At 71.1% G+C, this 15,936-nt stretch carries 11 protein-coding genes; 8 read left to right on the top strand and 3 right to left on the bottom strand.

Features of this window, described 5'->3' with window-relative positions:
* Positions 1-16: 16 nt before the first annotated feature.
* A complete protein-coding gene (locus tag CCZ27_RS17575) occupies positions 17-811 on the bottom strand; it encodes a caspase family protein (protein ID WP_096450359.1) in 795 nt (264 codons plus the stop codon).
* Between the two features lie 219 nt (positions 812-1,030).
* On the opposite strand from CCZ27_RS17575, the gene CCZ27_RS17570 reads away from it, so the two are divergent.
* The 4 genes from CCZ27_RS17570 to CCZ27_RS17555 all read left to right on the top strand — a co-directional run bounded on the left by CCZ27_RS17570 (position 1,031) and on the right by CCZ27_RS17555 (position 5,916).
* A complete protein-coding gene (locus CCZ27_RS17570; protein WP_232516455.1) occupies positions 1,031-2,323 on the top strand; it encodes a cyclic di-GMP phosphodiesterase in 1,293 nt (430 codons plus the stop codon).
* Positions 2,316-3,620 carry a putative bifunctional diguanylate cyclase/phosphodiesterase gene (locus CCZ27_RS17565; RefSeq protein ID WP_096450357.1) on the top strand — a complete coding sequence of 435 codons (1,305 nt, stop codon included), beginning with the start codon at positions 2,316-2,318 and terminating at the stop codon, positions 3,618-3,620. Before CCZ27_RS17570 ends, CCZ27_RS17565 begins: the two co-directional genes overlap by 8 nt.
* A gap of 330 nt (positions 3,621-3,950) precedes the next feature.
* Complete coding sequence (locus CCZ27_RS17560; protein ID WP_096450355.1) at positions 3,951-5,234, top strand: Eco57I restriction-modification methylase domain-containing protein; 1,284 nt, start codon at positions 3,951-3,953, stop codon at positions 5,232-5,234.
* Positions 5,235-5,286: 52 nt separating this feature from the next.
* The gene (locus CCZ27_RS17555; RefSeq protein WP_096450353.1) at positions 5,287-5,916 is read left to right on the top strand and encodes a GDSL-type esterase/lipase family protein; all 630 of its coding nucleotides are present in this window, start codon (positions 5,287-5,289) and stop codon (positions 5,914-5,916) included.
* A 133-nt stretch (positions 5,917-6,049) separates the two neighbouring features.
* Here the strand turns inward: CCZ27_RS17555 and putA are convergent, their stop codons facing one another.
* Positions 6,050-9,724: a trifunctional transcriptional regulator/proline dehydrogenase/L-glutamate gamma-semialdehyde dehydrogenase gene (putA, locus tag CCZ27_RS17550; RefSeq protein WP_232516454.1), complete on the bottom strand. Its 3,675-nt coding sequence runs from the start codon at positions 9,722-9,724 to the stop codon at positions 6,050-6,052.
* Between the two features lie 395 nt (positions 9,725-10,119).
* Between putA and gshA the strand changes: the two genes are divergently transcribed.
* The 3 genes from gshA (at position 10,120) to CCZ27_RS17535 (ending at position 13,524) form a co-directional block, all read left to right on the top strand.
* The gene (gene gshA, locus CCZ27_RS17545; protein ID WP_096450349.1) at positions 10,120-11,409 is read left to right on the top strand and encodes a glutamate--cysteine ligase; all 1,290 of its coding nucleotides are present in this window, start codon (positions 10,120-10,122) and stop codon (positions 11,407-11,409) included.
* 79 nt (positions 11,410-11,488) lie between these two features.
* A complete protein-coding gene (gshB, locus tag CCZ27_RS17540) occupies positions 11,489-12,448 on the top strand; it encodes a glutathione synthase (RefSeq protein ID WP_096450346.1) in 960 nt (319 codons plus the stop codon).
* Positions 12,448-13,524, top strand: a complete 1,077-nt coding sequence (locus CCZ27_RS17535) for an FAD:protein FMN transferase (protein WP_096450344.1) — start codon at positions 12,448-12,450, stop codon at positions 13,522-13,524. The genes gshB and CCZ27_RS17535 overlap by 1 nt, the downstream gene beginning before the upstream one ends.
* Positions 13,525-13,593: 69 nt before the next feature.
* On the opposite strand, the gene CCZ27_RS17530 is transcribed toward CCZ27_RS17535, so the two are convergent.
* Entirely contained in the window at positions 13,594-14,451 is an 858-nt protein-coding gene (locus tag CCZ27_RS17530) for a lectin-like domain-containing protein (protein WP_096450342.1), read from the bottom strand.
* 261 nt (positions 14,452-14,712) lie between these two features.
* Between CCZ27_RS17530 and CCZ27_RS17525 the strand changes: the two genes are divergently transcribed.
* The gene (locus CCZ27_RS17525; protein WP_096450340.1) at positions 14,713-15,867 is read left to right on the top strand and encodes a benzoate/H(+) symporter BenE family transporter; all 1,155 of its coding nucleotides are present in this window, start codon (positions 14,713-14,715) and stop codon (positions 15,865-15,867) included.
* Positions 15,868-15,936: the final 69 nt, after the last annotated feature.

Raw genomic sequence — 15,936 nt, 5'->3', positions numbered from 1 at the left:
CGCGTCCGCGCCGCGGCTATTCGAAGATGCGCATGCGGCGCGCGCTCCGCGTGCCGAAGATCTGCGGTTCCTGCGGCAGCCGGGTGGAGGGCAGGTAGCGGCGGATGGCGGCGTGCCATGCGTCGTAGGTTTCGGGCCTGTCCTGCTTCAGCGTCTTCAGCGCGTAGTAGGTGAAGGCGCCGTTGGGGCGGCCGCCGAAGCCGGTGTCCCAGCTGTATTCCTCGTCGCGGCAGCCGGCCAGCAGCAGGTCGCCGCCGGTGCGGCGCATGCCGCCGATGAGGTTCATCGCGCCGGCGCGCGGCGCGGCGGGCAGCGTGCCGGGCTGCATCCACGCCTGCGGCGGCAGGTAGCGCGGGCGCGGTCCGCCGGGGTCGAGGTCGGCGTCGTCGCCGCGCGTGACCGATCCGGAATGGCAACTGTCGGAGATCAGCAGCAGGCGCACGCCGGCCGCGCGGCGGTCGAACAGGATGCGGATGTCGTCGTCCAGCAGCGGGCCGGCACGGGTGATGTCATACGGGCACAGGGCCTCGTCGCGGCCGTCGGGCTCGTCGCCGTCCTCGTCCTCCACCCAGGTGCCATGCCCCGAATAGGTGAAGACGATGGTGTCGCCCGCCTTCGCGTCGCGGACCAGCGCTCCGATCGCACCGACCATGGCGTCCCGGGTGGCCTCGGCGTCGAGCAGCGTGGTGACGGCGAAGCCTTGCGCCTGGAGGGTGGCGCTCCAGTCGCGGGCGTCGTTGACGCAGCCGGAAAGATCGCTGTCGGTGCCGGGATAGTCGTTGATGCCGATGCACAGCGCTCGCTTGGCCATGGCTCCACTCCTGCGGTGAGGGTACCCGTCCCGGGCAGTCCCGCGGATGACGGGACCATCCAAACATAGCGCATGCTCATGACGATAACCAGCCGCCCGGATGGGGCATATTGGTCCGACATGACTAAAGGATTCCGCGGCGGGGGCCGCTATATACTGCTGCACAATCGACCAATCGTTCAGGCATTTCCGATCCCGCCGGGGAGCGGCGCAAAGATTATGACTCCAGTATCGACCCGGGATCTGAAGGTGGGCATGTTCGTCGCCGAGCTGGACCGCCCCTGGCTGGAGACGCCATTCCTGCTGCAGGGCTTCCTGATCGAGGAGCAGTCGCAGATCGAGCATCTGCAGGCGCTGTGCCAGACCGTCCAGATCGATCGGGGGAAATCCGTCGGCGACTTCTTCACGGCCAGGGTCCATGAGAAGGATGCGCCGCTCGCGGGCCTGCCGCGCCCGGAAAAGCGCGATCCCCCCGACTTCGTCCGCATCGCGCGGGCGGTGCGCCGCGGCGGCACCGGCCGGCGGTCGCGCATGCCGAGCGTGCGTTCGCGCGACGAACTCAGCCTGCTCGAGGAGGAACTGCTCTACTCCGCGCCGGTGATCGAGGACGTGCAGACCAGCCTGCGCGCGCTCACCGCCAGCGTGCAGGCCGACACCGCGCTGGATCTCTCCGAAGTGTCGAAGAACGTCGCCGAGGTCGCCGAGGGCGTGGCGCGCAACCCGGAGGCGATGCTGTGGCTCGCCCGCCTGAAGAGCACCGACGAATACAGCTACGACCATGCGCTGGACGTATCGGTGCACCTGATGGTGTTCGCGCGCTTTCTCGGCCTCCCCAGGGAGCAGGTCGAGGCGCTGGGCGTCGCGGGCCTGGTCCAGGACCTCGGCAAGACGCAACTGCCCAGGGAAATCCTCGCCAAGCCGGGGCCGCTGACGCCGGAAGAACTCAGGCAGGCGCGCTACCACGTGGTGAATTCGCTGCGCATCGTGGCCAGCAAGCCCGGCCTGCATCCGGACACGCTCGAGATCATCGGCCGCCATCACGAACGCATCGACGGCAGCGGCTACCCGCTCAGGCTCAAGGGGCCGGACATCGGCCTGCTGCCGGAACTCGCCGGCCTCATGGACACCTACTGCGCGATGATCCGCGAGCGCTCCTACCGCCGGCCGCTGTCCAGCCAGCAGGCGATCGCCGAGCTGATCCGCCTGCGCGGCGACAAGTTCCGCGACACGCTGGTCGACCAGTTCGTGCAGTGCATGGGCCTGTACCCGATCGGCACGCTGGTCGAACTCAATTCCGGCGAGGTGGCGGTGGTGCTGCAGCAGAACCAGATACGCAGGCTGCAGCCCAAGGTGATGGTGCTGCTGGCGCCCGACAAATCGGTGGAGCGCTATCCGCGCACGCTGGACCTGATGCTGGAGCCGGTGGGGCCGACCGGCGAGCCCTACCGCATCCTCGGCGCGCTTCCGGACGACGCCTACGGCATCGATCCGGCGGAGTTCTATCTTGCATGAGGCCGGCGTGGGCGAGTTCGAGCCTCCGGGGGCGTTGCCGCGCCTGCGCCAGGCGCTGGCCGATCTGGCGCGCATCGCCGGCGGGGCCGACCCCTCGCGCTGCCAGGGGCTGGTCGTGTTCAGCCTCGTGCGCGAGGCCGCGCTGCTGCGGCTGGCGCCCGAGGCCGTCGCGCGCCTCAGCATGCAGATCACCGACCGTCTGCGCGCCGCGCTGCGGCCGGTGGACCGGCTGTACGTGCTCGACGAGTGGGAATGGCTGATCCTGCTGCCCCATCTGCCCAGCAGCGCGCCGGTGCATCTGGCGATGCTGAAGTTCCGCCGCACGTTCTACCAGCCGCCGCTGGCCATCGGCGGCATCGAACTGGGCCTCAACGCGGTGTGCGGCGCGGCGCTCAGCCCCGAGCACGGCGAGGACCCGCTGCATCTGGTGCAGTCGGCGCGCATCGCCGCGCTGGCCGCGTCGCAGAACGGCGAGTGGGTCGCGCTGTACGACCCCTGCATGGAGCAGGAGAGCGTCGCGCAGCGCAGCCTGGTCACCGAACTGCAGCACGATCTCGCCGACAACGCGCTGGCGCTCTTCCTGCAGCCGCAGGTGGAGGTCGCCACCGGCCGCTGCGTACATGCCGAAGCCCTGCTGCGCTGGCAGCGGCACGGCGGCGACTGGGTGCAGCCGCCGCTGATCATGGCGACCATCGAGCGCGGCGGCCTGCGCCACACCTTCAACCGCTGGCTGTTCCAGACCGCGGCGCTGACGCTGGCGCAACTGCGCGATGCCGGCGTTCCGGTCGACCTGTCGATCAACGTCACCGCGAACGATCTGCTCGACCCCGAGATGCCGGACCTCATCGCGCAGGCGCTCACGCTGTGGCACCTGCCGCCGCAGCGGCTGTGCGTGGAGATCACCGAGACGGTCGCAGTGGAGGAGTCGCAGGAGGTCGCCGACGTGCTGCATCGCCTGCGCAGCCTGGGCGTGCGGCTGGCCATCGACGACTTCGGCACCGGCTACGCCGGCATGAGCTACCTGCAGCAACTGCCGGTGCATGAGGTGAAGGTCGACCGGCGCTTCGTCATGCCGATCGCCGAATCTCCGCGCGACCGCGAGATCCTGCGCTCCATCACCGGGCTGGCGCGCACGCTGGGCCTGCGCATCGTCGCCGAGGGCGTCGAGACGCGCGAGGTGATGGATCTGCTCGGCGAACTGGGCTGTACTTCGGCGCAGGGCTATCTGCACGGCCGCGCGCTGCCGCTGCATCAGTTCATCGCATGGTGGCACGCGCACGAGGGCGGCGAGGGCTGACGTCCGGCAAGGCCGCCCGCATGCGCTGAATCCGGTCTGGCGGCGGGGGATGCGCTCCGCGTCCTGCGCAACTCGACCTCGCTTCGCTCGGGACTCGGACAGTGCTCGCCCGCTCCGCGCATCCCCCGCCGCCAGACCTGCCGCGCCGCAGCCTCCGGATGGCTGCATGACCCTTCGTGCGATTGCCCTGCCGCGTGCCGTGGCCTGAGCACGGCGCCGGCTTGGTAACATCGCGCCCATGCCCGCATCCGCTTCCGCCATCGTTCCCGCGCCCGCCGCGATCCGCCCGCCGTTCCGTCCCCGCTCGCCGTCGCCGGCGAGGTCCGTGCCATGACCGCGCAGCTCCCTCTGGGCCTGCGCGACGTCGCGGCGCTCGGCCAGATCTTCACGCCCGAACCGGTGGTGCGGGCGATGCTCGCGCTGCGCCGCAACCGCGGCCGCGTGCTCGAACCCTCGTGCGGCGACGGCGCCTTCCTGCGCCACCTGCCCGGCGCGGTGGGGCTCGAACTCGATGCCGACCACTGCCCGCCGGGCGCGCTGGCGATGGATTTCTTCGCCTACCCGCAGCACGAGCGCTTCGACACCATCATCGGCAATCCGCCCTACGTGCGCTTCCAGGACATCGGCGCCGCCACGCGCGGGCTGATCGAACGCGCGCCGCAGCCCTGCGGCCTCGACGGCCGCGCCAACCTCTACCTCTTCTTCATCGAGAAGTGCCTGCGCCACCTGCAGCCGGGCGGTGAACTGATCTTCATCACGCCGCGCGACTTCCTGAAGGCGACCTCGGCGGTGAAGCTCAACCGGCGGCTGTTCGGGGACGGGACCATCACCGACGCGATCGAACTCGGCGACGCGCGCGTGTTCCCCGACGCCGTGCCCAACTGCCTGATCTGGCGCTTCGAGAAGGACTGCTCCGCGCGCACGATGCGCCACGCGCAGATCGGCGCCGGCGACGACCTCGCCGCCGGCCTCGCCGCGCCGAACTGGCAGACGCGCCATTTCGTGGAATGCGCCGGCCACCTGATGTTCACCCGCGGCGACTATCCGCTGCGGCTGTCGGACGTCGCCTTCGTCAAGGTTGGCGCGGTGTCGGGCGCGGACGAACTGTACGTCGACGATGCGCATGGCACCCGCGACTTCGTCTGTTCCTCCACCGTCAGCACCGGCCGCACGCGGCGCATGATCTGGACCGAACCGGACAGCCCGCCGCCGCCCGTGCTGCTGCCGCACAAGGCGCGCCTGCTGCAGCGCAAGGTCACCCGCTTCGACGAGTCCAACTGGTGGCAGTGGGGCCGCGTGCATTTCCGCAGCGCGCGCGCGCGCGTGTACGTGAACGGCCGCACCCGCGTCGCCCGGCCCTTCTTCGTGCACGAATGCAGGGACTACGACGGCGCGGTGATGGCGATCTTTCCGCAGCGCGAGGATGTCGATCCCGCCGCCTTCCGCGATGCGTTGAACGCGGTCGACTGGGCCGACCTCGGCTTCGTCTGCGATGGCCGCTTCCTGTTCACCCAGCGCAGCCTGGAGAACGCGCCGCTGCCCGCGGACTTCGCCGCCTTCCAGCCGGTGCCCGGGGTTTCCCGCGGCGAGGCTCCCCGCATCGCGGTGCCCTGAACCGCGGCGCCGCTCTCGCGCCCGACACCCGTACCGACTCCGGGATCTCGCCATGGACCGCAGACGTTTCCTCGCCTCGATGCTGCTCACCACCCTGCTCGCCGCATGCGGCAAGCGGGGCGGGTTTGCCGCCGTCCCGCGCGGGGCCCTGGTGCTCGCCTTCGGCGACAGCGTCACCTACGGCACCGGCGCCGCGCAGGGCGAGGACTGGCCCTCGCTGCTGGCCGGCGAGACTGGCTGGGAGATCGTGAACGCCGGCGTCCCCGGCGATACGGCCCAGGCCGGCAAGGCGCGCATCCAGGAACTGCTCGACGAACACCGCCCCGCGCTGGTCATCGTCGAAATCGGCGGCAACGACTTCATACGGCGGCGATCCCGGGCGGAGGTAGCGGAGGACGTACGCAGCATCATCCGGGCGGTGAAGCAGGCCGGCGCGCAACTGGTGCTGGTCGCCGTGCCGGAGTTGTCGCTGCTCGGCGCGGTCGCGGGCAAGCCGTCCGATGCGCCGCTCTACGCGGAGCTGGCCAGGGCGGAGGGCGTGCCGCTGGTCGCGGACGTCTTTTCCGGCGTCCTCGGGCAGCCCGCGCTGCGCGCCGACCGCATCCATCCGAACGCCGCGGGCTATCGCCGGATGGCGTCCGGCATCCTCGAGGCACTCAGGGAACTCGGGCTGGCGCAATAGCGGAGTCCGGTGTGGGCAGCCAGTGCTCGCGGCCGCTTCAGCCCTTCCCGCCAAGGGAGGGCGCCGCCCGAGCGGGCTGGCTGTGCAAAGCCAGCCTTGGAACGAGCGCCGCCTTCGGGCGGCCGTGCGTCGCTCATGCACCCATCGCCATCAGGCTCGCGTTGCCGCCGGCCGCGGCGGTGTTGATGCTGACGCTGCGTTCATGCACCAGCCGGCCGTGGTCGTAGTCCGGCGCCGGCCGCAGCAGCGGCAGGATGGGGCCGGGCCGCGCCGCCAGCCGTGCCTGCCAGGCGTCGGCATCGGCGTCGGTGCCGTCGAACAGCAGGGCGCCGAAACCGGCGTCGAACCACTTCGCGTCCAGCTTCGCGCGGCTGCGGATCGCCTCGGGCAGCGAGGACAGCGTGCGGCGGGCGACGGCGTCGTCGCCGAACACGATGCAGTTGCCGCTGGCGAGCGCTGCCAGCAACTGGTGCAGGCAGCCGGCGGGCGTCGCCGCCACGCCGGCGACCAGGCCGCGCGGCACGAAGCGCAGGCTGTCGTCCTCGCCGGTGGGGCCGGGCAGCGCCAGGCGCAGGCCGGCCAGCCGGCGTGCGCGGCAGGCGTCGGCGCGGTCGCGCAGCAGCGCGAGTTCGTCGCCCTCGAGCAGCGTGCGGCCGTGGGCGTCCAGCCACCGCACCAGTTCGTCGAACAGCGGCGGTCCGGCGTCGCGCTCGATGCGCAGCGCGCCGTTACGGAGGTCCGCTCCCGGGCTGCGCTGCACCAGGCGGTGCAGGTAGAGCGGGCCGCCGGCCTTCGGCCCGGTGCCGGACAGCCCTTCGCCGCCGAAGGGCTGCACGCCCACGACCGCGCCGATGATGTTGCGGTTGACGTACAGGTTGCCGACCCGCGCATGCGCCCGGACCCCCTCCACGGTTTCGTCGATGCGGGTATGCACGCCCATCGTCAGGCCGTAGCCGCCGGCGTTGATGGCGTCGATCAGGGCGCTCAGCCCGTCCGCGCGAAAGCGCAGCACGTGCAGGATGGGGCCGAACTGCTCGCGGCCGAGTTCGGCCATGCTGCCGATCTCGACGATGGCCGGCGCGACGAAGGTGCCGCGGCCGCAGTCCGCCGGCACCGGCAGGCGGGTGACGCGCGCGCCCGCCGCCTGCATGGCGGCGACGTGTGCTTCCAGTCCGGCGCGCGCATCGGCGTCGATCACCGGGCCGACGTCGGTGCGCACGTCGGCCGGGTCGCCGACGCGCAGTTCGGCGAGCGCGCCGCGCAGCATCTCCAGCGTGCGTTCGGCCACGTCCTGCTGCAGGCACAGCACGCGCAGCGCCGAGCAGCGCTGCCCGGCGGAGTCGAAGGCGGAGGCGAGGACGTCGGCCACCACCTGCTCGGGCAGCGCGGTGGAATCGACGATCATCGCGTTCTGGCCGCCGGTCTCGGCGATCAGCGGAACGTTGCCGCCGCGCTGCGCCAGCGTGCGGTTGATGAGGCCGGCGACCTCGGTCGAGCCGGTGAACATCACGCCGCGCACGCGGCGGTCGGCGACCAGCGCGGCGCCCACCGTCTCGCCGCGGCCGGGCAGCAGTTGCAGCACGTCGGGCGGGATGCCGGCTTCGTGCAGCAGCGCCACCGCGCGCGCGGCGATCAGCGGCGTCTGCTCGGCGGGCTTGGCCAGCACCGGGTTGCCGGCCGCCAGCGCCGCCGCCGCCTGGCCGGTGAAGATCGCGAGCGGGAAGTTCCACGGGCTGATGCACAGCACCGGGCCGAGCGCCGGGTGGCTGGCCGCGTCGAAGCCGCGCGCCTGCGCGGCGTAGTAGCGCAGGAAATCGACCGCCTCGCGCAGTTCGGCCACCGCGTTGGCCCACGACTTGCCGGCTTCGCGCACCGCCAGCGCGAACAGGGTGTCGGCGTCGCGTTCGAAGAGGTCGGCGGCCCGTTCGAGGCAGGCGGTGCGCTGCGCGGCGGGGCGTGCCGCCCAGCCGGGGGCGGCCGCGGCGGCCGCGGTGCAGGCCGCTTCCAGCGCATCGGCGCCGGCCTCGACGACGGCGCCCACGATCTCGCCGCGATCGGCCGGGTTCGTCACCGGCACGGCCTGGCCGGCGGGGGCAGTCCGCGCCGGCGTCGGCGCCGCGGTGAAGGCGGTGGCGCGCGAGGCTGCCAGGGCGGCGGCGAAGCGCGCGCGCACCGCTTCGCTCGCCAGGTCGTGGCCCGCCGAATTGCGCCGCTGCGCGCCGAGGATGCCGGCCGGCAGCGGAATCTTCGGGTGTGGCGCGCCAGCCAGCGGCGCGGCCTGTTCGACCGGGTCGGCGATCAGTTCCTCGATGGGCACGTTCTCGTCGACGATGCGATTGACGAAGCTGGTGTTGGCGCCGTTCTCCAGAAGGCGGCGCACCAGGTAGGCGAGCAGCGTCCCGTGGTTGCCGACCGGCGCGTAGATGCGCACCAGGCGGTGGGTGCCGGGCTTGCCGACGATCTGGTCGTAGAGCGGCTCGCCCATGCCGTGCAGGCACTGGAACTCGTAGTCGCCGGCGCGCCAGTCGTCGCCGGCGAGCTGGAAGACCGCCGCCAGCGTATGCGCGTTGTGGGTGGCGAACTGCGGGTAGATCAGGTCGCGCGCGGCGAGCAGCTTCTGCGCGCAGGCGAGGTAGGACACGTCCGTATGGGCCTTGCGCGTATACACCGGGTAGCCGGCCAGGCCGTCGAGCTGGGCGCGCTTGATCTCCGCGTCCCAGTAGGCGCCCTTCACCAGCCGGATCATCATGCGCCGGCGGCCACGCCGGGCGAGGTCGACGATGAAGTCGAGCACGAAGGGCGCGCGCTTCTGGTATGCCTGCACGACGAAGCCCAGCCCCGTCCAGCCGTCGAGGTCTGGATCCAGCGCCAGCGTTTCGAGCAGGTCGAGCGAGACGTCGAGGCGGTCGGCTTCCTCGGCGTCGATGTTGAGGCCGATGTCGTAGTCCCGGGCCTGCATGCACAGCGTCTTCAGCCTGGGCAGCAGTTCGGCGGACACGCGCTCGCGCTGCGCCCAGGTGTAGCGCGGATGCAGCGCGGACAGCTTCACCGAGATGCCGTTGCCGTCGACCACGCCGCGTCCGGCCGAGGCGCGGCCGATGGCGTGGATCGCCGTCTCGTAGTCGCGGAAGTAGCGCTCGGCGTCGGCCGCGGTCATCGCCGCCTCGCCCAGCATGTCGAAGGAGTAGCGGTAGCCGCGCTGCTCGTGCGCGCGGCCGCGCTCCAGCGCCTCGTCGATCGTGCGGCCGGTGACGAACTGCTCGCCCAGCATGCGCATCGCCAGGTCCATGCCCTTGCGGATCAGCGGTTCGCCGCCGCGCGCGACGAGCCGGGTCAGCGCCGAGGCCAGCCCTTCCGCGCTGCTGGTCGACACCAGCCGGCCGGTGATCAGCAGGCCCCAGGTCGCGGCATTCACGAACAGCGACGGGCTGTTGCCGATGTGCGAGCGCCAGTCGCCGTCGGCCAGCTTGTCGCGGATCAGGCGGTCGGCGGTGGCCCTGTCGGGCACGCGCAGCAGCGACTCGGCCAGGCACATCAGCGCCACGCCTTCCTGGCTGGACAGCGAGAATTCCTTCATCAGCGCGTCGACGCCGCTGGAGCGCGCGCGCGTGGCGCGCAGCCCGGCCACCAGCGCGCGCGCCATGTCCTGCGCCCGCGACTGCATCCGCCCGTCCAGCCGCGCTGCTTCGATCAGCGGCGGCACGCAGTCGGGCTCGGGCGTGCGCCACGCGGCGTCGATGCGCTGGCGCAGCGCGCTGCGCGGGCCGTCGGGCAGCGCAGCGGCGGCGAAGGAGATGGTCGGGTTCATGATGCGGCTCCTCTGCGCGGTGCGCGGCGGGGCGGACGGAGCGGGTGTCGGGCGGAGTCCTTTTCCTGCAAGCGTAGTCGATGGCCGCGGAATCGTTTTCCACATGGCCATGATTCCCGTGGTTCGACATGGAAACAGGCAAATCGTCTGCTGCGGTGCAGCGGACCGGATCGATCCGGAGATTCCGGCCGGGCTGCGGGACGATGCCCGTCTGTCGGTCGTCGAACCGTCGCAGCGCGTCGGCGCAGGATCCGGGCCGCTCGCACCCGGGGCGGAGCCGCCTTCGCATGCGCGACCAAGGTGCTACGGCGTTTGGTGTACCATTTCCGGCCGATGCTTTCTGCCGCCTGACCGCCATGCGTTCGCGGCCGCGGCTTCTCCCGAGACAGAAAATCATGGTCCCACACCTCACCACCGCGCTTACCGGCCCGTTGCTCGAGCTGGAAAAGCAGTTCCTGGACAACGCGTCCGACATCGAAAAGTGGTTCCGCACGCAGTGGCAGGACCACATGCCCCCGTTCTACGGTTCGACCGACCTGCGCAATTCGGGCTTCAAGCTGGCGCCGGTGGACCTGAACCTGTTCCCCGGCGGGTTCAACAACCTCAACGACGCCTTCATGCCGCTGTGCGTGCAGGCGGCGCAGGCGGCGATCGAGCGCATCTGCCCCGATGCCGGCAAGCTGCTGCTGATCCCCGAGAACCACACGCGCAACCAGTTCTACCTGCAGAACGTCGCCAAGCTGGTCTCCATCCTGCGGCTGACCGGACTGGAGGTGCGCATCGGCAGCCTGCTGCCCGACGTCGCCGCGCCCACGGTGCTCGAACTGGCCAACGGCGCGTCGCTGACGCTGGAGCCGCTGCGGCGCAGCGGCAACCGCCTCGGGCTGGACGGCTTCGATCCCTGCGCGGTGCTGCTCAACAACGACCTGTCCGGTGGCGTGCCGCAGATCCTGAAGGGGCTGGACTCGCAGCGGCTGATCCCGCCGCTGCATGCCGGCTGGCATGCGCGGCGCAAGTCGAAGCACGCCGCGGCCTACGACCGGGTGGCGTGCGAGTTCGCTGCCGCCATCGGCATCGATCCGTGGCGCATCAATCCCGAGTTCGGCGTGTGCGGCCAGGTCAATTTCCAGGAGCGCACCGGCGAGGAATGCCTGGCGGCGCAGGTCGACACGCTGCTGACCCGCATCCGCGCCAAGTACAAGGAGTACGGCGTGTCCGATACGCCCTTCGTCGTGGTGAAGGCCGACGCCGGCACCTACGGCATGGGCGTCATGACGGTGAAGGACGCCTCCGAGGTGATCGGCCTGAACCGCCGCCAGCGCAACAAGATGGCGGTGATCAAGGAAGGGCTGCAGGTGCAGGAGGTCATCATCCAGGAAGGCGTGCACACCTTCGAGACGGTCGAGGACGGCGTTGCCGAACCGGTCGTCTACATGATGGACCACTACGTCGTGGGCGGTTTCTACCGCGTCCACACCGAGCGCGGCCGCGACGAGAACCTCAACGCGCCGGGCATGCACTTCAAGCCGCTCGCCTTCGACGCCTGCTGCACGCTGCCCGACAGCGCCCAGGGGCCGGACGCCCCGCCCAACCGCTTCTACGCCTACGGCGTGGTCGCGCGCCTGGCCCTGCTCGCCGCCTCGGTCGAGATCGAAGAGACGGCGCCGGCGGAGGTGGAAGCATGAGCGCCCCCGCACGGCCGCCCGAAGGGGGCGCTCGCCTTCCCTCGGGGAGGGTGTCGCGCAGCGACGGGAGGGCAGTCCGATGAGCCGCGCCCTCAAGCTCGCCTTCATCCTCGACCCGCTGGACGCGCTGAAAGCCTACAAGGATTCCAGCATCGCCATGATGCGTGCCGCCGCGGCGCGCGGGCATGCGGTGTGGACGATCCGGCGCGGCGCGCTCACCTGGCGCGACGGCGCGGTGATCGCCCGCGCGCTGCCGATCCGCCTGCTGGCCGGCGACGACCTCTGGTACGAGGCCGCCGGCGACGAGCAGGCGGTGTCGCTGGCCGGGTTCGATGCCGTGCTGATGCGCCAGGACCCGCCCTTCGACTTCGAATACGTCACCGCCACCTGGCTGCTCGAGGATGCGATGCAGGCCGGCGCGCGCGTGTTCAACGATCCGCGCGCGATCCGCGACCACTCCGAGAAGCTGGCGATCACCGAGTTTCCGCAGTTCACCCCGACCTCGCTGGTGGCGCGCGAGGCCGTCGACATCCAGGCGTTCATCGACGAGATCGGCGACGTGATCCTGAAGCCGCTCGACGGCATGGGCGGCAGCCAGATCTTCCGCGTGCGCCGCGACGACCCCAACCGCAACGTCATCATCGAGACGCTGACCCACGATGGCACGCGCACCATCATGGCGCAGCGCTACGTGCCGCAGATCGCCGAGGGCGACAAGCGCATCCTGCTCATCGGCGGCGAGGTCGTGCCGTTCTCGCTGGCGCGCATTCCGCAGGCGGGCGAGACGCGCGGCAACCTCGCCGCCGGCGGTCGCGGCGTGGCGATGCCGCTGACCGGGCGCGAGCGCGAGATCGCGGAATACCTGGCGCCCATCCTGTGGGCGCGCGGCCTGCTGATCGTCGGCCTCGACGTGATCGGCGGCCATCTCACCGAGATCAACGTCACCAGCCCCACCTGCATGGTCGAGATCGAGCAGCAGCAGGGCTTCGACGCCGCCGCGCTGGTCATCGACAAGCTCGAACGGGCCTGCGGGCTCTGATGCCGGGCGCGGTCGCCGCCGGCCGGCTCGCCGGCCTTTTCGCGCTGTGCCTGGCCGTCCTGCTGGCGGGCTGCTCGCGGCCGCAGGTGTTCCACCGTGAATCCTACGTCTTCGGCACCCAGGTCTCGGTGGCGGTCTATGGCGAGGACGAGGCGCAGGCCGACGCCGCGATCGGCGCGGTGCTGCGCGAGTTCGACCGCCTGCATCGCGCCTACCATGCCTGGGAGCCGTCCGAACTCACCGCGCTGAACGCCGCCATCGCCCGCGGCGAGGCGGCGACGGTGTCCGATGAGCTTGCCGCGATGCTGAAGGATGCGCAGCGCATCTCCGCCGCCGGCGACGGGCTCTTCGACCCCGCGCTGGGCCGGCTCATCGCGTTGTGGGGCTTTCACACCGACACCTTCGTGCCGCGTCTGCCCGACCCGGCCCGGGTGCAGGCACTGATCGCGGCGCGGCCGCACATGGCCGACCTGACGATCGACGGCAACCGCGTCTCCAGCCGCAACCCGGTGGTGCAGCTCGACCTGGGCGGCTACGCCAAGGGCTACGCGCTCGACCGCGCCGCCGCCATCCTGCGTGCGCAGGGCGTCGCCAACGCGCTGATCAACATCAGCGGCAACCTCATGGCGCTCGGCGCCAAGGGCGGCCAGCCCTGGCGCATCGGCATCCAGGACCCCCGCCCCGGCCAGCCGCCGCTGGCCACGCTGCCGCTGTACGACGGCGAGGCGATCGGCACCTCGGGCGACTACCAGCGCTACTTCGATGTCGACGGCCGGCGCTATTCCCACCTGCTCGACCCGCGCACCGGCGAGCCGGCGCGCGGCACGCACTCGCTCACCGTGCTCGTCACCCCGGCGGCCCTCGCGGGCGGCATGGCGGGCGAGGCGGCCGGCACGCTGTCCGACGCCGCCAGCAAGCCGGCCTTCATCGCCGGCGACGGCTGGCGCGCGATGACGCGCCGCTTCAACGTCGAGCATGCGCTGCGCGTGGCCGGGGACGGCCGCGTCGAGGTGACGAAGGCATTGCGCGCGCGGCTGCAGTTTGCCGCGGGTATCGATGCGGCCGTCGTGGATTGAGGCGGGCGCCGGCCGGTGCGCGACAGGGAGGCGGTCGGCCGCCTCCCTGTCGCGGCGCGCGGCCGTCTCTCAGGCGGCGCGGCGGCGGCGGCTGGCCATCAGGCCGAGCGCGCCGATGCCCACCAGGGCGAGGACGCCGGGCTCCGGCACCGGGTTCGAGGGGTCGATCGGGCGGAAATCGTCTTCGAACTGCCAGCTCACGATGTCATGGAGGCCGCCCGCCGCGCCGGTGCCCGACGTGAAGCCGATGAAGGCGTTGGTCTGGCCCAGGACGTCGACGAGATCGGCGTTGCGGGTCAGCGTCGCCGAGGTCGGGCGGGCGTTGGTCTGGGAGAGCCGGACTTCGATGTCCTTGGTGTTGCCGTTGTAGTCGATCCAGGCGAACCAGTCGGCGCCGTTGTTCATGCGCGTGCCGACGATGGCGGTGGGGCCGTTGAAACCGCCGCCGAGGTCGATGCCGATGTGGTTGCCGTTGGGGTCGTTGGAGCCGCTGCCGTTGTCCCAGGTGTCGAATTCGATGCCGACGCTGTTCTGGATGCCCTGGTAGCCGATTCCGCCGCCACCGCCGCCGGCGCTGTTGGAGACGGTCTGCACCACGAAGACGATGCCGTCGGCGCCCTGGCCGTCGCCGTCCGCGCTTCCCTGCGGGTTCGAGATGCGGAACGAGAAGAAGGTGCTGAAGGATGCCTGGTTGGCCAGGTTGATCGGATTGGTCAGGAAGGCGCTGCCCGACTGCCCGAGTCCGTTGGTCAGGCGCAGCACGTCGCGGCCGAGGTCGTCGGTGGTGGGGTCGGCGATGGTCGCGGTCGTTCCGTTCTGCTGAAAACCGGACAGGTTGGAGAAATCGTTGTAGGTGATCGTCAGGGCGTGCGCCGAGCCGACCGTGGCGAGTCCGGCGAAGGCCAGCGCCAGGTTGAGGAATTTCATGACTGACTCCGGGTAGGGAAGAAATTGCGGGCGCGATCACATAGCAACGTTCGTGCCTTCAATAAATATTTTTTGAAATCAAAGGGTTGGCGTGCCGTGCCGCAATCGTGGACGCTGCCCTGTAAAGCCGTCCGACAAGCCGGCATTCCCCTCTGGCGCCCATCCGGGGTGTGGCCGTGATGTCTGTCACGCATCCTGCGCGAATAGAATCGCGGTTTTTCCCGCCGGCTGCGCCGCGCGAAGCCATTCGAGTCCGATCCCATGCGTAGCTACCTCGCCCCGCTGTCCGCGGGTTTCGTCACCGTCCTGGTGGGCTTCACCAGTTCCGCCGCGATCGTGTTCCAGGCCGCGGCGGCGGCGGGCGCCACGCCGGCGCAGATCAGTTCGTGGATGTGGGCGCTGGGGCTGGCGATGGGGGTGACCTGCATCGGCCTGTCGCTGCGCTACCGTGCGCCGGTGGTCACCGCGTGGTCCACGCCGGGCGCGGCGCTGCTGGTCACCGCGCTGGCCGGCGTCAGCCTGGCGCAGGCGACGGGCGCCTTCGTGTTCTGCGCGCTGCTGATCCTGCTCGCCGGCGTCACGCGCGGCTTCGAGCGCATCATGGACCGCATTCCGCCGGGCATCGCCGCGGCCATGCTGGCCGGTGTGCTGGTGCGCTTCGGCATGGAGGTCTTCGTCGCGATGGGCCAGCGCTTCGGGCTGGTGTTCGCGATGTTCCTCGCCTACCTGCTCGCGCGCCGCCTGCTGCCGCGCTACGCGGTGGTGCTGGTGCTGGCGCTGGGCAGCGCGATCGCCGCGGCGCAGGGGCTGCTGGATTTCCGCGCGCTGCGCCTGGAGATGGCGGTGCCGGTGTTCACCATGCCCGAGTTCGACCTGCAGACCATGATCGGCGTCGGCGTGCCGCTGTTCGTCGTCACCATGACTTCGCAGAACGTGCCCGGCGTCGCGGTGCTGCGCGCCTCCGGCTACGGCGGGGTGCCGGTGTCGCCGCTGGTGGGCTGGACCGGCGCGGTGAACCTGGTGCTGGCGCCCTTCGGCTGCTACGCGATCAACCTCGCGGCCATCACCGCGGCGATCTGCATGGGCCGCGAGGCGCATGAAGATCCGGCCAGGCGCTACCTCGCCAGCGTGTTCGCCGGTTTCTTCTACCTGCTGGTGGGCCTGTTCGGCGCCACCGTCGGCGCGCTGTTCGCCGCCTTCCCGCGCGAACTGGTGCTGGCCATCGCCGGCCTCGCGCTGTTCGGCACCATAGGCGGCGGGCTGGCGACGGCGATGAAGGACGATGCGCAGCGCGAGCCGGCGCTGGTCACCTTCCTGGTCACCGCCTCCGGCCTGTCGCTGGGCGGCATCGGCTCGGCCTTCTGGGGCGTGGTCGCGGGCGCGATCGCGCTCGCCGTCCTGAACTGGCGCAGGTGAGGCACGCACGCGGGCTCGCCTGCGCACCCGCCATGCGGTACGTTCCGCCAATCGTCGAAACGCTTCTTC

The sequence above is a fragment of the Thauera sp. K11 genome (assembly GCF_002354895.1).
Taxonomy (GTDB): Bacteria; Pseudomonadota; Gammaproteobacteria; order Burkholderiales; family Rhodocyclaceae; genus Thauera; species Thauera sinica.
The sequence above is the reverse complement of the archived record's forward strand: the minus strand, read 5'-3'. Positions and strand labels throughout refer to the sequence as shown.